Source organism: Myxococcus sp. AB036A (assembly GCF_006547355.1).
Lineage (GTDB): Bacteria > Myxococcota > Myxococcia > Myxococcales > Myxococcaceae > Myxococcus > Myxococcus virescens.
Genome location: NZ_VHLC01000024.1, coordinates 64803 through 87455, shown reverse-complemented (window position 1 = coordinate 87455; position 22653 = coordinate 64803). Strand labels below are relative to the sequence as shown.

The window sequence follows — 22653 nt, the reverse complement described above, 5'->3', positions numbered from 1 at the left end:
CCCATGGCGTTCCGTCCGAAGCGGGCCCTGGCGGTGTTCTGGAAGGACTTCCTGGACCTGCGAAAGAACGTGGGCCTGCTGGTGTCCATGATGGTGCTCCCGGCCGTCATGGTGCTGGTGCCCATTGGCGTGGTGTGGACGTACGTGCGCACGCCGGACCACGCGGACCTGCGCAGCGTGGCGCTCTTCTACGACCCCACGCTGCCGTTGGGCGCCAGCGCCGCGCGCTTCCTCATCGACAAGACGCTCACCGACTGGTTCGGCATGTTCCTGGTGATGCCGGTGTTCGTGCCCATCCTCATCGCGTCCCAGAGCGTGGCGGGGGAGAAGGAGCGGCGCACGCTGGAGCCGCTCCTGGCCTCGCCCGTGACGGCGGCGGAGCTGGTGACGGGCAAGAGCCTGGCGGCGCTGGTGCCGTCCGTGGCGATTACGTGGACGGCCTTCGTCCTGTTCTGCGTGGGCGTGGACATCGTCGCGTGGCCGCTGGTGAAGATGCCGCTGATGCCCAACGCGCTGTGGACCTTCGGCGTGTTCGTCATCGCGCCGCTGTTCGCCTTCTTCGGCAACGGGGTGGCGGTGCTCATCTCCGCCCGGGTGAGCGAGGCGCGCATGGCCCAGCAGCTGTCCGCGCTGGTGGTGCTGCCCATCGTGGGCATGGTGGGTGGGCAGGTGGCGGGCGTGCTCAAGGCGGGCTTCGGCTACTACCTGCTCCAGGGCGCGGTGGTGCTGGTGCTGGACGCCGTCCTGCTGTGGGCCAGTATCCGCTTGTTGGACCGCGAGCGGCTGGTGAGCCGCTGGGGCTAGCGCGGACGCCGGCTGTCGCTTTCCAGGGCATCCAGCCTGTCGAGCGGCTAGGCTTTCGCCAGTGAAACTGGCATGTTGCGAGCAGGTGCCGGTACGCGAGCGCGCGCGCTTTCGTCCGGGATGCCATGCTCTTAAAAGGGTTGGGGTGGCGGCGCGGGTTGACCGGCTGCCAACGCGGCCACGGAGGCGCTGACGGCAATGGGTATCTTCGACAGCATCAAGGGTGAGACGAAGCGCAACTTCATCGCCCGGGCGGACTCGGCGAAGGGCGACATCATCTACAAGTATCCGGAGAACAACGTCCGGATGCTGACCCAGCTCACCGTCGATGCGGACGAGGTCGCCCTCTTCGTGAAGGACGGCAAGGTGGAGGGCAAGCTGGGGCCCGGCCGTCACTCACTGGACACGAACAACATCCCGTTCCTGTCCCGCCTCATCGAAGGCTTCACGGGCGGCAACCTCTTCATCTCCGAAATCTTCTTCGTCTCCACCCGGGAGTTCGCCGGCGTGAAGTTCGGCGGTCCCATCGGTGACGTGCGCGACCCGGAGACGGGCCTGGGCATCGGCACCATGGTGTACGGCGACTTCTCCATCCGCGTAACGGACCCGGAGCGCCTGGTGGTGGGCCTGGTGGGCATGGGCCGCACCGGCAACGACGAGCTGCTCGGCTGGTTCAAGAACCAGGTGCTGAAGGTGACGCGCGACCGCATCGCGGAGCTGCTCGTCAAGAAGCGCTGGCCGCTGCTCGACGTGACGAGCGGCGCGTACACCGAGGAGATCGAGACCGAGGTCATCTCCGGGCTCAAGCCCCACGTGGACGGCTACGGCCTCACCGTGGTGCGGATGGGCAACTTCCACGTCTCCATCAAGGAGGAGGACGAGGCGACGCTGAAGAAGCTGGGCAAGGACGTGGCGTACTCGCGTCTGGCCGGTGGCTTCCAGCAGTACGCGCAGGGCCAGGCGATGCTTGGCGCGGCCGAGGGCATGGCCAAGGGTGGTGACGGCGGTGGTGGCGCGGGCAACGCGCTGGGCGGCATGGGCATGGGCATGGGCTTCGGCATGGCCCAGCAGTTCATGAACCAGCAGCAGCACCAGCAGCGGCCTCCGGAGCCCGCGCCCGCGGCGCCCCCGGCGGACACGCGCAGCCCCGCGCAGCGCCTGAAGGAAATCAAGGAGCTGAAGGACGCAGGCGTCCTCAGTGACGAGGAGTACAATGCGAAGCGCGCGGAGCTGATGAAGCTCCTGTAGTTCCCTTCGTGTGCCCTTGCGGTACCCAGAGCCTCCGTCCGACACCGGGCGGGGGCTCTCGTGTTTTCCCCGACATGCACTGGGGCTGGATGGACCTCAAACGTTCCCTGCGCTACATAGCGGGCGCCGCGGTCGTCGTGCGGTGTGCGTTTCAGGGCGCCCCACCTGGGGGCTCAGAAGGCGCGCGCCGTGCACGGACGTGTGTGGGACGTGTCGCAGGGTGTGCGTATCCCTGCGGGCCGGACGTCCCCGTGCCAGCCATGCGCTGGCCGCTCGTTCCCAGGGAGACAGGCGTTGATGCCCCTTCGTTTCAAGTCCCGCTCGGTGTTGTTGTGGCTCACTCTTTCACTGTCCGCCTGCCGTGAGGATGCCCCGCCGGCGCCAGTCGTTCCGCCCGTTGAAAACCCGCGGGAAGAGCAGTCGGTTCCGTATGTGTCCATCGATGGCATGGACAATGCGTCCGGCTTCCTGCGGGGCACCATTCAGGGGCAGGGTGACATCAGGGCTGTGGAAGTCCACGTGGACGGCGTGCTGCTCGGCTGGGCCGAGGTGCACGGTGACCAGTGGAGTATTCAATGGCTGCCCGGCGCGGGGACGCACTCCATCGAGGTGGTGGCGCATGACGGCTCGGGCACTCCGGCCCGCGCGTCGCTGGCGCTCCAGCCGTTGGACTTCGACACGCCGCACGCGCTCTACCAGCCCCCGTCCCTGCTGACGCTGCCCACGAGCGAGTCCGCGACGACGCGCTACACGCTGGATGGCTCGACGCCGACAGCCGATTCTCCCATCTACACCTCGCCGTTGGTCCTGATGCGTTCACAAGGCGAGCCCACGCCCCTGTCCCTCATCCCCACGAATCCGCCGGAGACGCCGGTGGAGTGGCGATGGCTGCCGCCCCGCGGGCCGGTGGGCCGCGCCGCCGTGGTGCGGTTCCAGCAGTTCCAGGACGCCACGCCCGTGGGCGCTTCCGGCACGCGCAGCTATCTCATCGACAAGTCACATGGTCCGTTGCCGGTGATGTCGCTGACGGTGGACGCGGAGCACTTCTTCGGCTTCGAGCACGGCATCTACGTCCCCGGGCGGATCCACGCGGAGGACCCCAGGCCGGACTGGATGTGGGGCAACGGCAACTATCACCAGAGTGGCAAGGACTGGGAGCGCCCCCTCCACGTGGAGTGGTTCGAGGTGGACGGCCAGCCGGTGATTTCGCAGGGGGCGGGCGTGCGCATCCACGGCTCGGGCAGTGTGGCGTTGCCGCACAAGAGCCTGCGCCTGTACGCGAAGGAGGACTACGGGCCAAAGACGTTCCGTGCGTCGGTGTTCCCCGATGCGACACTGGACGAGTACACGCGGCTCATCGTCCGCACGTCGGGACAGGACCTGCTGTACTCCAAGATTCGCGACTGCGCGCTCCAGGGACTGCTTCGGGAGACGACGCTGCACCTGCAGGCCTGCCGCCCCACCGTCTTGTACCTCAACGGCGAGTACTGGGGCCTGCACGAGCTGCGCGAGCGGTATGACGAGTACTACCTCGCGTCGCGCCACGGCATCGACCGCAAGAAGGTGGCCATCCTGGAGCTGGACGGGGTGCTCGACACGGGCGAGGAGGGCGACGAGTCACACTACCTGGCGCTGCTGGACTTCGTCCGGAACAACGACCTCTCGCTGCCGGAGAACCTGGCCCACGTGGAGTCGATGATGGATGTGGACGACTTCATCGACTATCAAATCGCGGAGATCTTCTTCGCGAACCCCGACTGGCCCCACAACAACGTCAAGTTCTGGCGCTACGTGGAGCCAGATGCCGAGGGGCCCGTCGCGAAGGACGGCCGCTGGCGCTGGCTGCTCTACGATTTGGACGGGGCCTTCCTCGGCGACGCGGATTACGACTCACTGGCCCGGGTGCTGACGGATGAAACGCTCCCGGAGTGGTCCGTGCTGCTCATCCGCAAGCTGCTGACGAACGCGGACTTCAAGAGCCGCTTCGTGTTGCGCTTCCAGTGGCACCTGGACAACACCTTCCGCGAGGAGCGCGTGACGGCACACCTGGAGTCGCTCACCGACCTGGTCGCCGCGGAGATTCCCGCGCACATCGAGCGTTGGGGCTATCCAGTGTCTGTGGAGTCGTGGCGCTACTACGTGGACGCGATGCGTGACTACGCCACGCAGCGGCCCACGCACGTGCGCCAGCACCTGGAAGCGAGCTTCGGTCCCTTCTAGGGGGCCGGCGCGGGCGGGGTGGAGGGCGCGCTGAAGTCCTCCAGCCCCGGTGCGGGCGGGGGCTGGGTGAAGTCCTCCAGCCCCGGCGCGGCGGGGAGGATGGCGTCCTCCACGCCTTCGAGGTTGAGCTTCATGGGCACCTGGAGCGTGGTGCCCAGCCGCAGCAGCAGCACGTCCGGCTCGATGCCCTTCTCACCAATCGCCTGGGCCACCTCGCGGGCGGACATCGCGTTGCCCTTGGCCCACAGCGTCTTGAGGAACTCGCCCGCCTTCGACGTGCGCCACCACGCGGGGCCGAAGCGCGCCTTGAGCTGCGCCTGGAGCTGACCCGCCAGGAACCAGGCGCGGAAGCTGTCCGCGGATTGGAAGAAGTCCTCCTGGTCCACGAGGTAGCGCTCGGTGTCCTCGTCCGTCATCGGGATGTCGTCGGTGCGCGACATGATTTCGCGGTACAGCGCCTTCGGGTCGGCCTCGACGCGGCGGTGCAGCTCCAGTTGGTAGAGCAGCCGGCCCGCGGCATGGCGGATGAGGAACAGCTTGTGCGCGCTGGACGCGGCCAGGTACTGCGCGCGCTGCTCGCCGCTGACGCCCGCGTGCTCCTCCAGCCACACCGGGTCTTCGGCCAGGTCCTCGAAGAGGGCGGAGTAGGCCTCGCCCACGGTGGGGTTGCCCAGGCGCGCCAGTTCGAAGCGTGTCTCCGTGGTGAAGGCCGCGTGCAGCGCGTGGCCGAACTCGTGGAGCACGCGTGCCTGGTGCAGCACGCCCGTGCCCGGCTTGAAGGAGATGCGCACGTCGGAGGGCACGCGCACCGCCAGCGCCAGGGGGCGTGAGCTCTTGGCCTTCACGTCCCGCGCGTCGATGGTGACGTGGGGCAGCTCACCCAGGTCCAGGCCCATGCCCGCCAGCGTCCCGTGGGCCTTGAGCAGGGACTCGCCCTTGGGGAAGGCGTCCTCCACCTCGCGCGAGCGGAACAGGCGGGGGATGTCCGCGCGGGTGATGTCCTTGAACGCCATGCCCAGCTCGCGCTGGCTCAGCCGCTCCATCACGACGCGGTAGGGGGCCTGCGTGGCCTGGAGGATTTCCTCCGCCAGCACGCTCAGCCGTCCCAGGTCCGACTGCCGCAGCTCGCTGCCGAAGGCCTCGTAGGAGGCGAAGCCCAGCTCCCGCACCAGCTCGTCCGCGCGCTCCTCGCGGCGGCGCAGCGTCTGGTTGAGGCGTTCAATCGCGGGCGTGGCCGCGGCGTACAGGGCCCGGCGCCGCGCCGCCGTGCGCTCGTTGGCGAGCAGCCGCTCCAGGTCCCGGTAGCGCACGTCCTTCCCGTCCACGGGGAAGGTGAGGGACGCTTCCAGGTTGGCGGCCGCGTCGTTGAACTCGGCCAGCGCGTGGGACAGGTACTCGCCGGCGAAGTGCGAGTGCAGCGCGGTGAGGGCGCGCACCTCGCGGGCGTCGTCCGTGAGCTGGCGCAGCCGGTCGATTCTGCGGATGTTCTCGATGGTGAAGAGCGCTTCCTGGCCGGCGTAGGTGGCGGCGACGTCCACGTGGCGGCCCTCCGTCCAGAAGTCCCACACCAGGCGGCTCTGGGCTTCGAGGAGGGTTTCAGCCTTCGAGGACATCGCGCTGACATCCGCCTCGAGCTGCTGCTTCTCGGAAAGGACCTGCCGGCCATCGGCGGGCGGGCCCTTGGGGCAGGCGGTGAGGCAGCAGGCGAAGGCCAGCAGCAGGGGAATCCTTGGGTGCATGTGGCTCCTCATGTTACTTGCGCGCTGCCCATGCCCAATCTTTCTCAATGGCGGGCCGCCCGGGGACGCCAGTCCCTCTACTCCGCCCTGCGACGTTTCTTCGCCGCCCACGGCTACCTGGAGGTGGAGACGCCGCTGCTCGTCCCCGCTCCGGGGATGGAGCCGCACATCAACGCGTTCGAGGCCGGCTTCATCCCGGAGACCGATGTGGGCTCCGCGCGGACGCTCTACCTGCACTCCAGCCCCGAGTACGCCATGAAGCGGCTGCTCGCGGATGGGGCCGGGCCGTTGTTCCAGCTGTGCAAGGTGTTCCGGAATGGGGAGGTGTCCCCGACCCATAATCCGGAATTCACGATGCTGGAGTTCTACCGGCCTCACGCGGACTACCACGCCATCATGGATGACCTGGAAGGGGCGCTGGCGGAGGCTGGCCGCGGCGCGACGGAAGGGGAGCCCGGGGCGGACCCACTCTTCTTCACCCGCACCCCCTACGAGCGGTTGACGGTGCGTGACGCGGTGCTGCGCGCCACCGGCGTGGACATCCGCCAGCATTCGGACGGCCCGTCATTGAAGCGGGCGGCGGAGGCGGCCGGGGTGCGCACCGGGAACGCGGAGTCGTTCGACGACGTCTTCTTCCACCTCTTTCTCCAGAAGGTGGAGACCGGCTTGGGCCACGAGCGGCCCACCTTCCTCATGGAGTACCCGGCGTCCATGGCGGCGCTGTCCCGGCTGAAGCCCGGTGACGCGGCGGTGGCGGAGCGGGTGGAGTTGTACGCCAAGGGTTTGGAGCTGGCGAACGGGTTTTCCGAGCTGACGGACCCCGTGGAACAGCGGGCACGATTGACAGAAGAACAGGAGCTCAGGCGCCAACTGGGCCGGGCCGTGTATCCTCTGGACGAGCGGTTCCTTGACGCGGTAGGGCGAATGCCGCCTTCGGCGGGCATCGCCGTCGGGCTCGATAGAATCCTGATGCTGCTGCTCGGGGTCCAGCGCATCTCGGACGTGCTCCTTTTCCCCGCCCACGAGTTCGTTTGATTCGCAAGCTCCTGCAGACGGCCTTTGCTGGAACGGCGGCGGTGGGCATCACCGGTGTGCTGTCTCCCGTGGTGTCGGCGCTGTCGCTGCGCGACGCCAAGGACGCGGACGGCGTGCTGGTGCTGTGGGCGCGCTCTCTGCTGGCGTCCGCGGGGGTGCGGCACGAGGCGGTGGGCGTCGAAAACGTCCCCTCCGACACCCACGTCGTCTTCGTGAGCAATCACCAGTCTCACTACGACGCGCTGGTGAACTTCGCCCACATCCGCAAGCACACGCGCTACGTGGCGAAGGCGGAGCTGTTCCGCATCCCCCTCTTCGGGCCCGCGCTCCGGCGCGCGGGCAACATCCCGGTGGAGCGCACCGGTGGTGCGGGGGACAGGGCCCGCCTGTCGGAAGCCGTCACGGCGCTGCGGGAACGGGTGAGCGTGCTCTTCTTCGCGGAAGGCACGCGCAGCACGGATGGGCGGCTGCGGCCGTTCAAGAAGGGAGCCGCGACGCTGGCCATCCAGGCGGGCGTTCCGGTGGTGCCCCTGGCCGTGTCAGGGACGCGCCTCATTCTTCCCAAGGGGGGCCGGGCCGTGCGGTGGGGACAGCGCGTGGCGCTGGTGGTGGGCAAGCCCATCCCCACCCAGGGACTGACGATGCAGGACCGCGACGCGCTCACGCGCCAGTTGGAAGACGCGGTCGCAGAACTCTATGCCGAGGCCTGCAAGCGCTCGGGAGACACGCCATGAAGAAGCCAATCCAGACCACATCCCAGGCGCACCCGTGGCACGGCATCACCCCGGGTGAGGACGCCCCCGAAATCGTCACCGCGTACATCGAAATCGTCCCCACGGACGCGGTGAAGTACGAGCTGGACAAGGAGTCCGGCATCCTCAAGCTGGACCGTCCGCAGCGCTTCAGCAGCCAGTGTCCCACGCTCTACGGCTTCATTCCGCAGACGTACTGCGACGAGCTGGTGGCGAAGCGCTGCGCCGAGCGCACGGGCCTGAAGGACATCAAGGGCGACGGCGACCCCATCGACATCTGCGTGCTGACGGAGAAGGTCATCTCCAGCGGCAACCTGCTGGTGCGCGCGATTCCCATTGGCGGCTTCCGCATGGTCGACGGCGACGAGGCCGACGACAAAATCATCGCGGTGCTGGAGTCCGACCTGGTGTACGGCGAGCTGCAGCACCTCGCGCAGCTTCCGCGCGCGCTGCTCGACCGCCTCAAGCACTACTTCCTCACCTACAAGCAGATTCCCGGCGAGGGGAAGCGCAGCGTGGAGATCGCCGAGGTCTACGACCAGCCGGAGGCGCTCGAGGTCATCAAGCGCAGCATGAAGGACTACGAGCGCATCTACGGCCCGCAGGTCACCACGAAGGCGCGCGCTGTCCGTACGCGCGGCGCGGCGGTGGAGGCGAAGATCGCCAAGCCCTCGAAGGCCAAGACGAAGGCGGCGCGCAAGTCGCGCGCGTCCTGAGCCGGCTCAGCGGACCTCGACCAGCCGCACGCGCTTGTAGATGCGGCGGTCCAGCGGCAGGCGGGTGTCGATGAAGCCGAGCGCTTCATCGAACTCGAAGCTGAAGGTGGGGATGGGCGGGCTGATGGAGATGAGCAGCTCGAACTCCCAGACACTGGTGAGCCGCGAGCGGCCGCCCACGGCCTCGTCCGGCGGCGAGGGCAGCTTCTCCGCCATGGCGCGCACGTCCTTGAGGGCCTCCTTGTCGACCTCGGGCTGGTGGCTGGGCTCCAGAAGGTGCACGTCCACGAGCTGGCCCTTCGCGTCCTGGACGACGCGGATGAGGGCACGGCGCGTGGTGCGGAACTCCTGACGCATCTGCTGGCGCATCTCGCGGCGGGCATTGAGCGTGGGGTCTCCGGCGGTGCTGAGCGGCCTGCGCCGGTCCTCGCCCGGGCCATTCTTCGTGGCGAACGAGCCCGACGCGCCGTAGTCCGCCGCGCGCTCCATCCAGATGCGCGAGTACGCGCGGCCGCGCTCCATGCCCATGTCGAAGTAGCCCTGGAGGCCGTGCTCCTTCACGGATCGGTCGGCGTCCCACGCCTTCATCAACGCCTTGCCGAGCTGGCCGTAATACGGGTGCACCAGCCCGCGTTCCACCCTGCCTCGGCCCACGCTTTCGGATACCAGCTCTTCCACCAGGCGCTGGGCTGAAGGCGGCGCATGCGGGTCCACGCCGCCGTCGAGCTCCGCCGCCACGTCGCGATGCGTTCCTGAAAGCGCGGTGACCTGACGGGCCGCGAGCAAGAGCCGCGAGCCCGAGACGGCGTTGGCGCCGGGCTCCGCGCGGGGCATGTCCGTGTGGGGCGTCCCCGCCAGGGGCGCGTCCGCGACGCGGGGCAGCGCCGGAGCTGAGTCCAGGGCTTCCACGTGACGTTCAGGCCGCGCGTCCGCTTGGGCGATTTGCGTGTCGTGGGCGGGCTGGGAACTCGCGTGGGCGGGTTCCGTGTGGCGCTCGGCCCGGGACTCCGCTTGGGCGGGCGCGGTGTCGCGCTCCGGCGGCGCCTGCCCCGACGGAGTCCGGTGCTTCGCAGCCGTGCGGGGTTCAGGGGGCGCATGGGCGCTGTCCGAACGCTTTGGCGGCACCGGCTGGGCGGCGCCGGCGACCGGGCCCTCGTCCGGCATCAGTGTGTCCTGCGATACACGGGCCTCCGCGACCTCCACATCGACCCATTCCAGGGCAGGCGGCGAGGACGCCGGAGGGGGCCTCGGGACCGGCTCCTTGCGCTCCAGCGTCAGCCACAAGAGCCCATGCACGCCCATGCTGGCGGCGAGCGCTGGCAGCAGGCGTCTGGTGGGCTCCCGAGGCATGCGCCTCCATTTAACCCCGCTTTCACGTCATGCCCTGGGAATCCGCGACGGGAGGATAGGAAACGCAACCCTGACGCGTTTACTCTTCGCGGCATCGGAGGAAGGACCAAGATGTCGACCTCGCTGCTCGCGACGGATGGCTACAAGTTCAGCATGGCGGAGGCCGGCTGGCCGCTTCGTCGGGAAACGTTCTACTACTCGCACCGGCGGGGTGGTCTCCAGGTGATGCCGCTCGATGTGGCGGCCTTCGTCAAGTCGCTCATCCCGGAGCCCAAGGCGGAGGACTACGACTACCTCAGCCGGTACGACTATGAGATGGGCGTGGGGTTCAAGGCGGCCATCCTCCGCCGTGAGAAACTCAGCATTCGCGCCATCCCCAAGGGCGCGCTCTTCTATCCGCGCGAGCCCATCCTCACGCTGACAGGGCCGTCCGCCCTGGTGTCCTGGGTGGAGCCGCTGCTGCTCCAGCTCAACTTCCGCATCCAGGTCGCCACCCTGGCGCTGTCGGACCGGGACGCGCTGGCCCGCGCGCTGGCCACCGTGACGTGCGACGAGCAGAAGGCCATCGCGCTGGAGACGCTCGACTCGGTGGGCGTGAAGGCGGTGCCCATCACCGTGGACACGGAGGGCTACGCCAGGCGCGTCTTCGCCACCGTCAAGGAACTGGTGGACATCGTCGAGGACCCGTCCCGCATCTTCGAGGTGGGCCTGCGCGCGGCCACCTGTCTGGAGCAGCACGAGGTGGCGCTGCGAAGCTGCAAGGAGGCGGGCGTCACGCGCACCTCCAACGTGGACGGGGCGGCGAAGCTGGGAATGGTCCCCGTGGGCACCATGGGGCACGAGCACATCCAGCGCTATGGCTCGGATGAGGCCGCGTTCCGGGCCATGCGCGAGCGCCGGCCGCAGCGCTCCAGCTACCTGCTGGACACCTTCGACACACTCACGTCCGGAATCCCCGCGGCCTTCCAGCTCATCCAGGAGGAGCCCGGCAACAACGACTCCATCCGCTTCGACTCCGGCAACAAGAAGCTCCAGTACCTCTACGCGGTGACGCGGGCGCGGGACCTGGGGATTCGGCCCGTCAACATCCTGGAGGATGGACTGGACGCGGAGGCCACGCGGGAGTTCGAGGAGCTGCGGCGGCAGGTGGGCTGGGAGCCATCGGCCCAGTTCTACGGCTACGGCGGCCACATCATCGCGCGGACCATGGACTGCCCGCTCACCCGGGACAAGGTGGCCGCCATCTACAAGCTGTCTCGCACGGGCAACACGCCGGTGATGAAGTTCGGCAACGAGCTGGCCGAGGGCAAGAAGAGCATCCCCGGCGAGCCTGTCCTCTTCCGCCGCCGCCATGGCTCGGGGCCCATCGGACTGGTCGGCCAGGTGGGAGAGCCCGTCCCGGACGGCTACTTCCCGCTCATGGAGAGCGCGCCGGAAACCCCATCGCTGGTGGGCGCGGAGGAGACGGCGGCCGAGGCGCGTGTCGCCTACACCGCCGCGACGCAGGCGCTGGTGGATGCGCTGCACCGCCGTCACTTCCCCCAGCAGCACCGCTGAGGCCGACATGCCCTTGCCCATTCCCCGCTTTCACGAGGACGCCCGCGTCAGCCAGCTCTACCTGGAGCGTGGCGCGGAGGTGACGGAGGAGGCCCTCCGCTACGTGGCGGAGCACCGCATCCGCCCCGCGCGTGAGGACGCGACGCGCATCGCCGCGTTCGGCATCGACGTGCAGGTGGCCTTCTGCACGCCGGGCGCCAGCCTCTTCGTGCCCGGCGCGGTGGAGGACACCCAGCGCGCGCTGCGCTGGCTCTACGCGAACCTGGACCGGGTGACGGAGCTGGTGTTCTCGCTGGACACCCACCGCGCGTACCACGTGTTCCATCCGTCCTGGTGGCGGGACGCGGAAGGCCGGCCGCCGCCGCCCTTGACGGCCATCACCGCGGCGGATGTTCGCTCCGGCCGCTGGCGGGCCACGCGCTTCCACGAGGAGAGTCTGGCCTACTGCGAGCAACTGGAGTCCAGCGGCCGGTATGTGCTCACCGTCTGGCCCTTCCACGCGATGCTGGGCGGCCTGAGTCACGCGCTGGTTCCGTCCGTCTTCGAGGCGAGCCTCTTCCATGCCCTGGTGCGCGACGTACCCACGCACTTCGAGCTGAAGGGGGAGCACCCGCTCACGGAGAACTACTCCGTGCTCTCACCCGAGGTGACGGAGCTGAAGGGGCAGCAGGTGGGGGCCTTCAACACGCGCCTCTTCGAGCACCTGATGTCCTTTGACCGCGTCTATGTGTTCGGTCAGGCCAGCTCCCACTGCGTGCTGAACACGCTGCTGGATCTGCGGCGTCACATCGAGCAGACGGACCCGTCGAAGATGGGCCGCATCCACATCCTGGAGGACGCCATGAGTCCGGTGCCGGCGCCTCCCCTGGAGCCGCTGCCCGCCTCGTTGGACTTCCCCCGGTTGGCGAAGGAGGCCCTCCGGGACTTCCAGGCGGCGGGAATGCGGGTGGTCCGGACCTCGGACCCGCTGGAAGGGTAGCCGGGCGGCATTCCGGGCGCGTGCGCCCACGTACCCAGCGTGTGGTAGAATCTCCCGTTCGTTCCCGGCGAGGCTGGGGACCTCCGCGTCGGTGAAGGGGGAGTCATGGCCGCTCAATTCAATCCGCCTGCGTTCACGGTGCAGGTCGGCTCACACGGCGCGGATGCGCTGAGTGTTTCGAGCATTTCCGGCACCGAGGCGTTGAGCCACCTGTTCGACTTCCGGGTGGACTTCTTCGCCAAGGATGGCAACCCCATCGCCACCCGTGAGCTGCTGGAGCAGGACGCGTTGCTCACCCTCTCCATCCGCGACAGCGCGCCCCGCTACGTGCACGGCTGGGTCCGCGAGGTGGAATCGCTGGGCATGAAGACGGGCCGCCGCCGCTACCGGGCGCACGTGGTGCCCCGGCTGTGGCGGCTCACCCAGCACCACCGCAGCCGCATCTTCCAGCAGAAGTCCGTGCCGGACATCCTCAAGGACGTCCTGGACGCGGCGGGCGTGAAGATGCGGCTGGCCCTGTCCGGCAGCTACGCCCCCCGCGAGTACTGCGTGCAGTACCGGGAGAGCGACTTCGCCTTCCTCAGCCGCCTCATGGAGTGGGAGGGCATCTTCTACTTCTTCGAGCACACCGAGGACGGGCACACCCTGGTGCTGGGGGACAAGCCCAGCGCGCACGCGCCCCTGCCGCAGGGCCAGCAGCTCCCGCTGCGTCCCAGCCTGGGCAAGGAGGTCGTGGAGGGTGAGTACCTCTCCGCGCTGGAAGTGGTGCACCGGCTGCGCCCCGGCGCCGTGCACCTGAAGGACTTCGACTTCGAGAAGCCAGGCCTGGACATCTCCGGCAAGGCGCAGGCGCCCGAAGGCGTCACGGAGCTGGAGCTCTACGACTATCCGGCGGGCTACGTGGCGCCGGGCGTGGGCAAGGCGGCGACGAACGTGCGCACGGAAGCAGCCAGCATGGGCGGGCGCACGCTGATGGGGCAGGGCGTGGCGCCGCGCCTGACGCCCGGGTACCTGCTGGAGGTGCAGTCCCCGGAGGATGGCACCTTCGCGGGCGAGTACCTGGTGACGGAGGTGGTGCATTCGGGCACGCAGCCGGACGTCAGCGCGGGCAGCGAGGCGATTCAGGGCCTGTACCGCAACCAGTATCAACTGCTCCCCAAGGCCGTGCCCTTCCGGCCCCGGCGCCTGACGCCCCTGCCGCAGCTTGCGGGCCCGCAGACAGCCACGGTGGTGGGCCCCGCGGGCGAGGAGATTCACACCGACGAGCACGGGCGCATCAAGGTGCAGTTCCACTGGGACCGCGAGGGCAAGCGCGACGAGAAGTCCTCGTGCTGGGTGCGCGTGGGCCAGCCGTGGGGCGGCCCGGCCTGGGGTGACGTGTGGCTGCCGCGCATCGGCCAGGAGGTGGTGGTGCGCTTCCTGGAAGGCGACCCGGACCGGCCGCTGGTGGCGGGCGCCGTCTACAACGGCACCAACACGGTGCCGTATGGCCTGCCGGGAGAGAAGACGAAGTCCACGCGCAAGAGCGCCTCCAGCCTGGGCAGCGACGGCTTCAACGAGGTCCGCATCGAGGACGCGGCGGGCCAGGAGGAGGTCTTCACCCACGCGCAGAAGGACGAGGACCTACTCACGGAGAACGACAAGGACCAGCAGGTGACGGGCTTCGAGGACCTGCTGGTGAAGAAGGACCGCAAGCGCACGGTGGAGGGCAACCAGGAGCTGCGCGTGGGCATGGACGACGTGGGCGTCGTCGAGCAGAACCAGACGTTGCTGGTGCAGGGCAACCGCTCCACCCGGACGACGCTGTCCCACGACGAGGCAGTGGAGGGCAACCAGACCATGACGGTGGGCGGGAACCTCACCGCGCTGGTGCTCCAGGGCGCCATGGAGAACGTGGGGGCCGCGAAGGCCACCACCATTGGCGGCGTCTACAGCGTCAACGTGGCGCTGGCCTACAACGAGGCCACCGGCGGCGCGCGTGGGCTCCAGGTCGCCGCCGCGCACACCGAGCACGTGCTGGGTTCGCGGCAGGAGACGGTCGGCAAGGACAAGACGGTGGACGTCGGCATGGACTGGGACTTGCGCACCAAGGGCCAGCTCACGCTGACCATCGGCAAGGACTGGGAAGAGGACATCGGGAAGACCACCGGCCTCTACATCACCGAGGCCATGGCGGGCCTGGCCAAGAAGTTCGAGCTGAAGGCAGACACCTTCTCGCTGCTCGTCGGTGACAACCTCATCCTGAAGATGGAGAAGTCCGGCAAGGTGACCTTCACCCTCAAGACGCTCACCGTCGACGGCAAGGAAGTGAAGATCAAGGGCGGCAAGGTGAAGATGGAGGCGGCCGGTTCGCTCAAGAGCGACTCGCGCAAGGCGAAGGAGCTGGAGCACTTCAAGGAGCCAGACCCCGTCAACGTCGAGTTCAACCTCAAGGGCATGGACGGCAAGCCCATCAAGGACCAGCCCTTCGAGCTGCACATGCCCGACGGCACCATCAAGAAGGGCCGCGTGGACGGGAGCGGGAAGGGCGTGGTGGAGAAGGTGCCGCCCGGCGACTACCGCGTCGTCTTCCCGGAGATGTCAGGCCGCATCAACAAGGGTTCCTGAGCCGTACCCGCCCGCGCGGGCACACGCGCCATTTCGGATAGGCCAGCGATGGAAACGTACGTCGTCAAGGACGGGGACTCCCCCGACTCAATCGCGCAGAAGTACGGGTTCAAGGAATGGAAGCTCATCTACGAGCATCCGGACAACGGGGGCCTGCGCGCCACTCGCGGCGCCAATGAAGTGAAGGCGGATGACCGGGTCATCATCCCGGACCTGCCAGAGAACCAGGTGTCCGCCGGAGGGCCGCAGAACCTCATCGCCACGCCGGGAACGCCGCTCACCTTGCCGCCCGTCCACTTCGACGCGCACATGCACATCATGAGCGGCAACTGCACGCCCATGCCCGCGCTGGTGCAGATGATGAAGGACAAGGGGCTGGGCTTCCTCGTGGGCACGGGCACCAGCCGCACCAAAATCAACCGCCTGGGCTTCTGGGCGGCGAAAATCCCGTTCGCGCCCGACATCGGTGATGTGTCCCACCGCGACACGCACCGCATTGGCGAAGAGGCCGTGCGCTCCAATGACAGCCTTGCCCAGGACCGGACGGGATACACGTCGGATGGAATGGGCAACGTGGAGGAGTACACCATCCCCGCGCCCCTGCGAGCCTATGTGTCCACGCAGGGCCACGCGGAGGCCAGCGCTTCCTACATGGGCATGTCCATCGTCCTCACCATGGACATGGATTACTGCCACCTGGCTGGCTACCAGGGGGACCCTATCTACAGCTCGGATTTCGATGGGGCCGAGCCCCGCTTCACCTACCGCTGGCGCACGAAGTCCGACGACCCTGGCGAGCTGATTGAAGCGAAGCCCGATGAGATACGGCTTCACGAGACGTGGGACCGGCAGCTCCGACACACCGAGCAGGTGGTCGCGGAGAATCCCTTCCGGCTGCTGCCCATGTTTCACTTCGAACCGCGCCGCTTCATCAAGAACGAGGACAAGTCGTTCCCCTTCGAGAAGGTGGTGACGGCCTCCAAGGCGGCTCCCTACATCGGCTTCAAGATGTACACGCCCCAGGGCTACATGCCCAAGGAGCGCCATGCGCCGGTGAAGGACATCCTGAGCTGGTTCTTCTCCGAGTGCGCGTCGAACGACATCCCGCTGATGACCCACTGCACGCCGTCCGGCTTCTACACGCACGAGCGGCGCTTCTACCTGGACCACGAGCCGGACGAGGCCATCCGCAACGACCCGAAGTACTGGCCTTCGAAAGAAGCCATCGCCAAGGCCGACGCGGACATCACCAAGGCGCGCGACTACGTGACGGAGCTGGAGGCGAGCTGGAAGAGCCACATCCCGCTCGTGCTCCGCCGCGCGCGCAATGGCGTGGAGGACGCCATCGAGGCCAAGGAGAAGCTGCTGAACCCGGGCCGGATGCGTTACTTCTATGAGAACTACGTGCACCCGGAAGCGTGGCGCCCGGTGCTCAATGACAACCCGAAGCTGCGCCTGTGCCTGGCGCACTTCGCCAGCGACGGCACCTTCTGGGACTTCCGCAAGGGGTTGACCGTCAAGCAGGATGGCCAGAAGGTCCAGTACGACAAGAGCTGGATTGGCTCCATTGTCGAGCTGTGCAACGAGTTCCCCAACTTCTACACAGACATCTCCTATCTGGACCTGATGGAGAAGCAGAAGTGGAAGCTGCTGGCTGAAATCCTCAAGTCCAGTCCGTGGATGTTGAAGAAGGTCATGTTCGGCACCGACTGGTACATGATTACCGCCGAGCCCGTGGCGTACGCGGCCTGGTACAGCCGCACGATTCGCGGGCTGGAGTTCATCCAGAAGGAGCTGCCGACGCAGGTGAACCTCTTCACCCAGTTCGCCATCGTCAATCCCATGCGCTACTACCGCATGATGGAGGTCGCCCCGAAGATGAAGGAGGGCCTCAAGAAGCTTCAAACGGACCTCAACGTGACGGGCGCCGCGGTGGACAAGCTCGAGGACAACTTCACGACGCTGATGCGGCTGCAGCACCCGCTGGAACAGATTGACAAGGCGGGCGGCCTGGCCAGCGGTCCCATGTTGTTCACCGCGACCACGAAGGCGAAGTAGGAGCCCCGCCCATGGAGCCCAACAAGGACCCCTTCCTGCTGACGCCCGGGCTGCCCACGGCCGCGGCGCCTGTGCGTCATCCCTCACCGTTCCCCTGGAATCAGGTGGCGCTCGTGTTTCCATCGCCGGCGCCGGATTCGGTGTCGGTGCTCACGCTGAATGACAAGCTCTGGCGGCTGGAGCTGTCCGGCTCCGAGGTGCGCCGCGTCGAGGTGGATGACGAGTACCTGGAGCAGGTCTCCGGAGGCGAGCTGCAAGGGATGCTGCCTCCATCATCCACGCACCTGGCGTACCTCCAGACTCGCAGCCTGGTGATGTACGACCTCAAGTGGCAACTGGCCAAGACGTGGTTCATGGTCGAGCGACTGGAGGAGGTCGCCATCCGCGGCGCGTGGATTTCTCACGCCCCGCTGGTGGTGGCGGCGGAGCTGGAGGACACCACGAATTATGCCCGCACCTCCCGCATCTCCTTCCGGCTGCGCACCTGGCGGCTGGAGGGCGAAAAGCGCGCGAAGTTGGGCTCGCTGGAGCTGGGCTCCGTCGTCGGCGCGGTGAAGTGGGACGCGGGGGCGGGGCTGGTCGCGGTGCAGAAGCCCGGCGTGCCGCTGGAGCTCTACGGGCCTGACCTGGCCAAGCCCCAGCCGGAGCACCCGCTGGCGCTCGCGCTGCGCAAGCTGACGGTGGATGGCCTCACGTTGCAGTCGCTGCGTTTGCATCCCTCGTTGCCGGTGGCGCTCGTGGCCCTGGGCCGTGACGTGACGCCGAAGCGGGAGGAGGGGAAGGAGAAGCCCGAGGACCCCGGCATCTGGCGCGTATCGTGGGAAGGCGCGCCCGCGGTGACGGTGCGGCTGGCGCGCTATGCCTCCGGGGAGTCGGTGACGCTGGGCTCGCTGTCACCCGAGGGGGACTGGCTCTTCTACCGCGTCCTGAACAGCGCGGGCCGCAACCCGCACCTCTACGTGCAGCAGGTGGGCGCGGCCTTCAAGCCGCCCCTGGCGCTGGGCGCTGTCCCGGAGAAGGGCGCGGCGCTGCTGTGGACGGGCGGGGTGCCGTCGCTCGTCATGTATGACGGGACGAAGGACGCGCTGGTTCACTGGAAGCTGGCGGGCGCGGCGGCACCGGCGAAGCCTCCCGCGTCGCCGCCCAAACCAGACGGGAAGTGAGGGTACGGCGCAGCGTCCCTTTGAGACGCGGCGCTGCCCCACCGACGCCTCTCTCGCGTCGCAAGGCCCGGCAGGATGTGACGGCTCGGCTCAGCGTCCCTTGAGACGCTGGGCCGCCCAACGCGCGGCGGCTTCGCACAGCACCTTCGAGGCCGCTTCGCCCGGCTGGGCGTGGGCGCTCAGCTCCACCACCTCGTGGAAGAGGTCCAGCGCCAGGCCTTCGTCCCGCTGCACCTGTCCGGCGAAGAGCACCACCGGCGTGCTGTGCTCGCGGGCCAGCCTCGCGATGCCGCCCGGGCCTTTGCCCAGCGCTGTCTGCCGGTCGAAGCGCCCCTCACCGGTCAGCACAACGTCCGCCATCAGCACGCGCCGCTCCAGGCCCAGCGCGCGTGACACCAACTCGTAGCCGGGCACCAGTCGCGCGCCAGCGAGGGCCAGCAGGCCAAAGCCGAAGCCTCCCGCCGCCCCCGCGCCGGGCCAGCCCGCGGACGTATCCCCCAGCACCGTTGCCGCGTGTGCCAACGCCGCCTCCAGTGCTTCCACGCCGGCCTCGTCCGCGCCCTTCTGCGGACCGAAGAGCCGCGCGGCTCCGTCCGGCCCCAACAGGGGCGAGGTGACGTCCGTGGCACCCAGCAGCTCCACGGCGCCCAGGCGGGGATGACGGCCACTCGCGTCCACGCGGGCGAGCTGGGTCAGCGCCGCGCCTCCCGGGGGAAGAGGCTGTCCTCGCGCGTCCAGGAAGCGGAAGCCCAGGGCGCTGAGCGCTCCGGTGCCCGCGTCCGTGGTGGCGCTGCCACCCAGGCAGACGATGAGACGTTCGCAGCCCGACTCCAGCGCCGCGCGCATCAGCTCGCCGGTGCCATACGTGGATGCCTTCAACGCATCGCGAGCCTCGGGCGCCAGCAGCGACAGGCCGGACGCGGAGGCCATCTCCACCACCGCCGTGCGTCCGTCCTCCACCAGGGCCCAGTGTGCTTCCACGGGCGCGCCCAGCGGTCCACGCACCACCTGCTGACGACGCTCGCCGCGCAGGCCCGTCAGCAGCGCTTCCACCGTCCCAGGCCCGCCATCCGCGAGCGGCGCCACGTCCAACACCACTTCCGGCGAGGACTCACGGAGGCCGCGAGCCATGGCTTCAGCCGCTTCCACGGCGGACAGCGTTCCCTTGAATTCTTGCGGTGCGACGAGCCAGCGAGGAGAAATCACGGTGAAGGGCTTGGCGCTTTCTGAGGTGTCCAGGGAACTCCAGAAGGCCAGGGGACCTGTACCGCGTCCTCTACCTGCGAGAGCCCCCACCCCTGGCATACCACTCCCAACGTCATTCCCACTCCTGGGGTGATGCGTGTTTCATCACTTCTATGTATCAACCGGACGTTAGCGCCGCGAATTCCTATAAAGACTTGAATTGAAAAGTGGCAATTCAAGCATTTGTCGCCGCGTGCCAGGCCTCCGCATGCCAGTCCAGCAAAGGGCGCGGAGCCTTCAGTGAAGGGGCCACGCGCTGAGACACACGCTCCAGCCGCTCCAGCAGCGTGGCCACTGTCTCCGCGGGTTGGCGTGAGGGGCCTTGGATGCGCTGGCAGAAGAAGGTCCGACAGCCGAAGGGCCGGTCCGCGTACACCGAGCAGCGCAGGCCCGTGGCATCCAGGTAGGGACAGCCGCCGTCCGCGCGAGGTGGCGGCAGCGGGCGCCCTCGGGACAGCAGCTCCCATTCAGGCTGCCACAGCCAGGGCTGGCGCTTCGTAATGGCCAACTGACAGCACTCGCCGCTGGCCGGGCAGGAGTAGGGGGAGTAGGCCGCGTCCGCCTGGCGGTAGACAGCGCGCACTTCCTTCAGCGCGCGCTCCCTTTCGCGGGTGCCACCCAGGGGCGCGTCGTCCGCCTCGTCGTCCCAGTCCCGCGTCCGCATGGGCGAATCCTCAGAGCACCCGGAGCACGAAGCACTTCAGGTAGCGCGTCTCACGCAGGTTGAGCAGCACAGGGTGGTCCCGGCCGGCGCCGCGGCGCTCGATGATTTGCACGCGGCGGCGGGCATCCGCGGCGGCGGAGGCGAGCATGTCCTCGAAGGCCTGTTCGTCCACGTGGTACGTGCAACTGGCGGTGATGAGGATGCCGCCGGGCCGCAACAGCTGCAGGGCGCGGAGGTTGATTTCCTTGTACCCGCGCACCGCGGCGGGGATGGCGTCCTTGTTCTTCGCGAAGGACGGCGGGTCCAGGACGATGGTGTCGAAGCGTTTGCCTTCGTCCACCGCGTCGCGGAGGAAGTCGAAGGCGTTGGCCACCACCACGTCCAGGTTGTTCAGCTTGTTGGCCGCGGCGTTCTCCCGAAGCTGCGCCGATGCCGCTTCGGAGATTTCAATCGCCGTGACGTGCCTGGCCCGCGTGGCGAGCTGGAGCGCGAAGCCGCCGACGTAGGAGAAGCAGTCCAGCGCCTCGCCGTGGGCATAGTGCGCGGCCATGACGTGATTCTCGCGCTGGTCCAGGAAGGCGCCCGTCTTCTGGCCCTCCAGCAGGTCCGCGCGCATCTTCACCAGGCCCTCGTCGAAGGACACCGGGCCGGGATGTTCGCCGCGCAGCACGCCCTTCTCCGGAGTGAGGCCCTCCAGGTTGCGGACGCCCACGTCGGAGCGGTTGATGATGCCGCGCGGGTTGAACTGCGCCTGGAGCAGGTCGGCGATGAGCGCCTTGCGCTGCTCCATGGCGGGGACCAGGAACTGCACGCTGAGGAAGTCGCCGTAGCGGTCCACCACGAGTCCGGGCAACCCGTCCGCCTCGCCATGCACCAGGCGGTACGTCTTCTCCCCCGGGAGCGCGAGCTGGCGCAGCCGGTCCGCGGCCAGGAGCCGCTCCCGGAAGAAGTCCGCGTCCACCGCGACGTCGTCGAAGGAGAGCCAGCGCAGGGAAATCTTCGAGTGCTTCGAATAGAAGGCCTTGCCCAGGAACCATCCCCGGGTGTCCGTCACGCGGACCACCTCGCCGCCGGGCAGCCCGGGGTCGCCATTCAGGTCCGCGCGGTAGATCCACGGGTGGCCGCCCTGCCAGCGCTCCACGCCGCGGCGCAGCAGGGACACCTGGGGAAGGCCGTCCGGGCCCAGCTCGGGCGAGGTGCGGTCCGGGGCGGGCTTCTCAGGGCGGGTGTGGGGACGGCCCCGGCCCTGCTGCTGAGAGGAGGGGCCCGAGGGCCGGTTTCCGCTTCGGCGCGGGTAGGGGGGCTTGGAAGAGGTGGACATGGCGTTCGCGGCGTATACTCGCAACCCGCGTGAGATACGAGTTGCTCCTCCAGACGATGACGCCGGGCTCGCCTTATGAGGCGGCGCGGGTGGATGCCCTCCTTTCCGAGCGGGGTGTGGTCGCCCGGCCGGACGGCGTGCGCAGGTGGTCCTTCAAGAATGGCGACGTCGACGTCGGCGAGCTGCGTGAGGGCGGACAGGTGGTGGCCACCGAGCTGCGCGTGCCGCTGTCGGACCGCCCCGACCTGATGCGCGAGGCCGTGGAGGCCGCGGCGGCCCTGGCCTCCGAGGCCGGTGTCCGGCTGGTGGACCCGCAACTGGGCCGCTCGCTGACGGGCAATGACGACGCCGGCGTGATGGAGCAGTACGTCCGCACGGCGCGCTACGCGGGCGAGGTGGCCGGCGTGCCCGAGGCGATGGGCGCGGGCAGCTACGCGCTGGAGACGGAGGGCTCCCGCGGCTTCCAGCTCTCCACGCGCATGGTCCTCATCGCCATTGGCATCTTCGTGGTCCTGTACCTGGTGGTGGACACCTTGGTGGGGCAGCTCGGCGGGCGCTGACGCGGCGGCGGAAGACGAGCACGACCCCTCTTGAAGCGTTACCTTGGGGGCGTGTTCCGCTACCTCCTCCTCGCCCTCATCGTGGTGCCCTTCCTCGAGCTCTACCTGCTCCTGGCCATTGGCCGGCAGATAGGGCCCATGCCCACGCTTGCCTGGGTGCTGGTGTCCGGCCTGGTGGGCACCGCGCTCTCCCGGCGGGAGGGCAGGCGGGTGCTGCGTCACTGGCGTGAGTCCATGGCGCGCGGCCAGGTGCCCGAGGAAGGCATCCTCAGTGGCGTGCTGGTGCTGGCGGGCGGTGTGCTGCTCGTCATCCCCGGCATCCTCACCGACGTCGTGGGGCTGCTGCTCCTGCTGCCGCCCGTGCGGCGCCTCATCTCCGCGCGCGTGCGTCGCACCCTGGAGCGCAAGGTGCGTGAGGGCTCGATGCACGTCACCACCTTCGGTGGTGGGGCGTTTGGGGGCGGCTTCCACGCGTCCATGGGAAGCCCTTTTCCCGGAGGCCCCGTGCCGCGTTCTCCGCGGACCGGTGCCCTGGAGCCGGATGCCGGCGGCACCGTGGCCCGCCGGCCTCAGAGCCCGCAGCCGGAGGTGGATGCCGAGTTCACCGAGGAGGAGCCCAGGCGGAGCTGACGCGC

18 protein-coding genes are annotated in these 22653 nt (G+C 68.6%); 13 read left to right on the top strand and 5 right to left on the bottom strand.

Annotation, left to right across the window (positions count from 1 at the left end; translation table 11 throughout):
* The first annotated feature begins 3 nt into the window (after positions 1-3).
* The 3 genes from FL344_RS12900 to FL344_RS12890 all read left to right on the top strand — a co-directional run bounded on the left by FL344_RS12900 (position 4) and on the right by FL344_RS12890 (position 4272).
* Positions 4-804, top strand: coding sequence for an ABC transporter permease subunit (locus FL344_RS12900; protein ID WP_141618730.1), 801 nt, complete (start codon positions 4-6; stop codon positions 802-804).
* A gap of 198 nt (positions 805-1002) precedes the next feature.
* Positions 1003-2052 (top strand): SPFH domain-containing protein, encoded by a 1050-nt coding sequence (locus tag FL344_RS12895; RefSeq protein ID WP_141590683.1) that lies wholly within the window; start codon positions 1003-1005, stop codon positions 2050-2052.
* 447 nt (positions 2053-2499) lie between these two features.
* Entirely contained in the window at positions 2500-4272 is a 1773-nt protein-coding gene (locus FL344_RS12890) for a CotH kinase family protein (protein ID WP_228564989.1), read from the top strand.
* On the opposite strand, the gene FL344_RS12885 is transcribed toward FL344_RS12890, so the two are convergent.
* A complete protein-coding gene (locus tag FL344_RS12885; protein WP_194863090.1) occupies positions 4269-6011 on the bottom strand; it encodes a chromosome segregation protein SMC in 1743 nt (580 codons plus the stop codon). The genes FL344_RS12890 and FL344_RS12885 overlap by 4 nt on opposite strands.
* 30 nt (positions 6012-6041) lie before the next feature.
* Here FL344_RS12885 and epmA point away from each other — a divergent pair, with 30 nt between their 5' ends.
* From epmA to FL344_RS12870, 3 genes are read left to right on the top strand one after another with little or no spacing between them, the layout of a single operon-like run.
* Complete coding sequence (gene epmA / locus FL344_RS12880) at positions 6042-7046, top strand: EF-P lysine aminoacylase EpmA (RefSeq protein ID WP_141591051.1); 1005 nt, start codon at positions 6042-6044, stop codon at positions 7044-7046.
* Entirely contained in the window at positions 7043-7780 is a 738-nt protein-coding gene (locus FL344_RS12875) for a 1-acyl-sn-glycerol-3-phosphate acyltransferase (RefSeq protein ID WP_141591053.1), read from the top strand. The genes epmA and FL344_RS12875 overlap by 4 nt, the downstream gene beginning before the upstream one ends.
* Positions 7777-8514, top strand: a complete 738-nt coding sequence (locus FL344_RS12870; protein ID WP_141591055.1) for an inorganic pyrophosphatase — start codon at positions 7777-7779, stop codon at positions 8512-8514. The genes FL344_RS12875 and FL344_RS12870 overlap by 4 nt, the downstream gene beginning before the upstream one ends.
* 6 nt (positions 8515-8520) lie before the next feature.
* Here FL344_RS12870 and FL344_RS12865 read toward each other — a convergent pair whose 3' ends face one another.
* Positions 8521-9864: an energy transducer TonB gene (locus FL344_RS12865; RefSeq protein WP_141618727.1), complete on the bottom strand. Its 1344-nt coding sequence runs from the start codon at positions 9862-9864 to the stop codon at positions 8521-8523.
* A gap of 111 nt (positions 9865-9975) precedes the next feature.
* Here FL344_RS12865 and FL344_RS12860 point away from each other — a divergent pair, with 111 nt between their 5' ends.
* The 5 genes from FL344_RS12860 (at position 9976) to FL344_RS12840 (ending at position 18228) form a co-directional block, all read left to right on the top strand.
* A complete protein-coding gene (locus tag FL344_RS12860) occupies positions 9976-11421 on the top strand; it encodes a nicotinate phosphoribosyltransferase (protein WP_141618726.1) in 1446 nt (481 codons plus the stop codon).
* A gap of 7 nt (positions 11422-11428) precedes the next feature.
* On the top strand, positions 11429-12400 hold the full coding sequence (locus FL344_RS12855) for a nicotinamidase (RefSeq protein WP_141618725.1): 972 nt from the start codon (positions 11429-11431) through the stop codon (positions 12398-12400).
* Between the two features lie 105 nt (positions 12401-12505).
* Positions 12506-15007 carry a type VI secretion system tip protein VgrG gene (gene tssI, locus FL344_RS12850; protein ID WP_141618724.1) on the top strand — a complete coding sequence of 834 codons (2502 nt, stop codon included), beginning with the start codon at positions 12506-12508 and terminating at the stop codon, positions 15005-15007.
* 48 nt (positions 15008-15055) lie between these two features.
* A complete protein-coding gene (locus FL344_RS12845; protein WP_141618723.1) occupies positions 15056-17065 on the top strand; it encodes a LysM domain-containing protein in 2010 nt (669 codons plus the stop codon).
* A gap of 11 nt (positions 17066-17076) precedes the next feature.
* Positions 17077-18228, top strand: a complete 1152-nt coding sequence (locus tag FL344_RS12840) for a hypothetical protein (RefSeq protein ID WP_141618722.1) — start codon at positions 17077-17079, stop codon at positions 18226-18228.
* 90 nt (positions 18229-18318) lie between these two features.
* On the opposite strand, the gene FL344_RS12835 is transcribed toward FL344_RS12840, so the two are convergent.
* The 3 genes from FL344_RS12835 to FL344_RS12825 all read right to left on the bottom strand — a co-directional run bounded on the left by FL344_RS12835 (position 18319) and on the right by FL344_RS12825 (position 21458).
* On the bottom strand, positions 18319-19434 hold the full coding sequence (locus FL344_RS12835; RefSeq protein WP_141618721.1) for a glycerate kinase: 1116 nt from the start codon (positions 19432-19434) through the stop codon (positions 18319-18321).
* 214 nt (positions 19435-19648) lie between these two features.
* Positions 19649-20137, bottom strand: coding sequence for a YkgJ family cysteine cluster protein (locus FL344_RS12830; protein WP_141618720.1), 489 nt, complete (start codon positions 20135-20137; stop codon positions 19649-19651).
* A gap of 10 nt (positions 20138-20147) precedes the next feature.
* The gene (locus FL344_RS12825) at positions 20148-21458 is read right to left on the bottom strand and encodes a class I SAM-dependent rRNA methyltransferase (protein ID WP_174257099.1); all 1311 of its coding nucleotides are present in this window, start codon (positions 21456-21458) and stop codon (positions 20148-20150) included.
* A gap of 29 nt (positions 21459-21487) precedes the next feature.
* Here FL344_RS12825 and FL344_RS12820 point away from each other — a divergent pair, with 29 nt between their 5' ends.
* Positions 21488-22018, top strand: a complete 531-nt coding sequence (locus FL344_RS12820; protein ID WP_141591073.1) for a hypothetical protein — start codon at positions 21488-21490, stop codon at positions 22016-22018.
* A gap of 51 nt (positions 22019-22069) precedes the next feature.
* Positions 22070-22648: an FxsA family protein gene (locus tag FL344_RS12815; RefSeq protein ID WP_141618739.1), complete on the top strand. Its 579-nt coding sequence runs from the start codon at positions 22070-22072 to the stop codon at positions 22646-22648.
* The last annotated feature ends 5 nt before the right edge of the window (positions 22649-22653 follow it).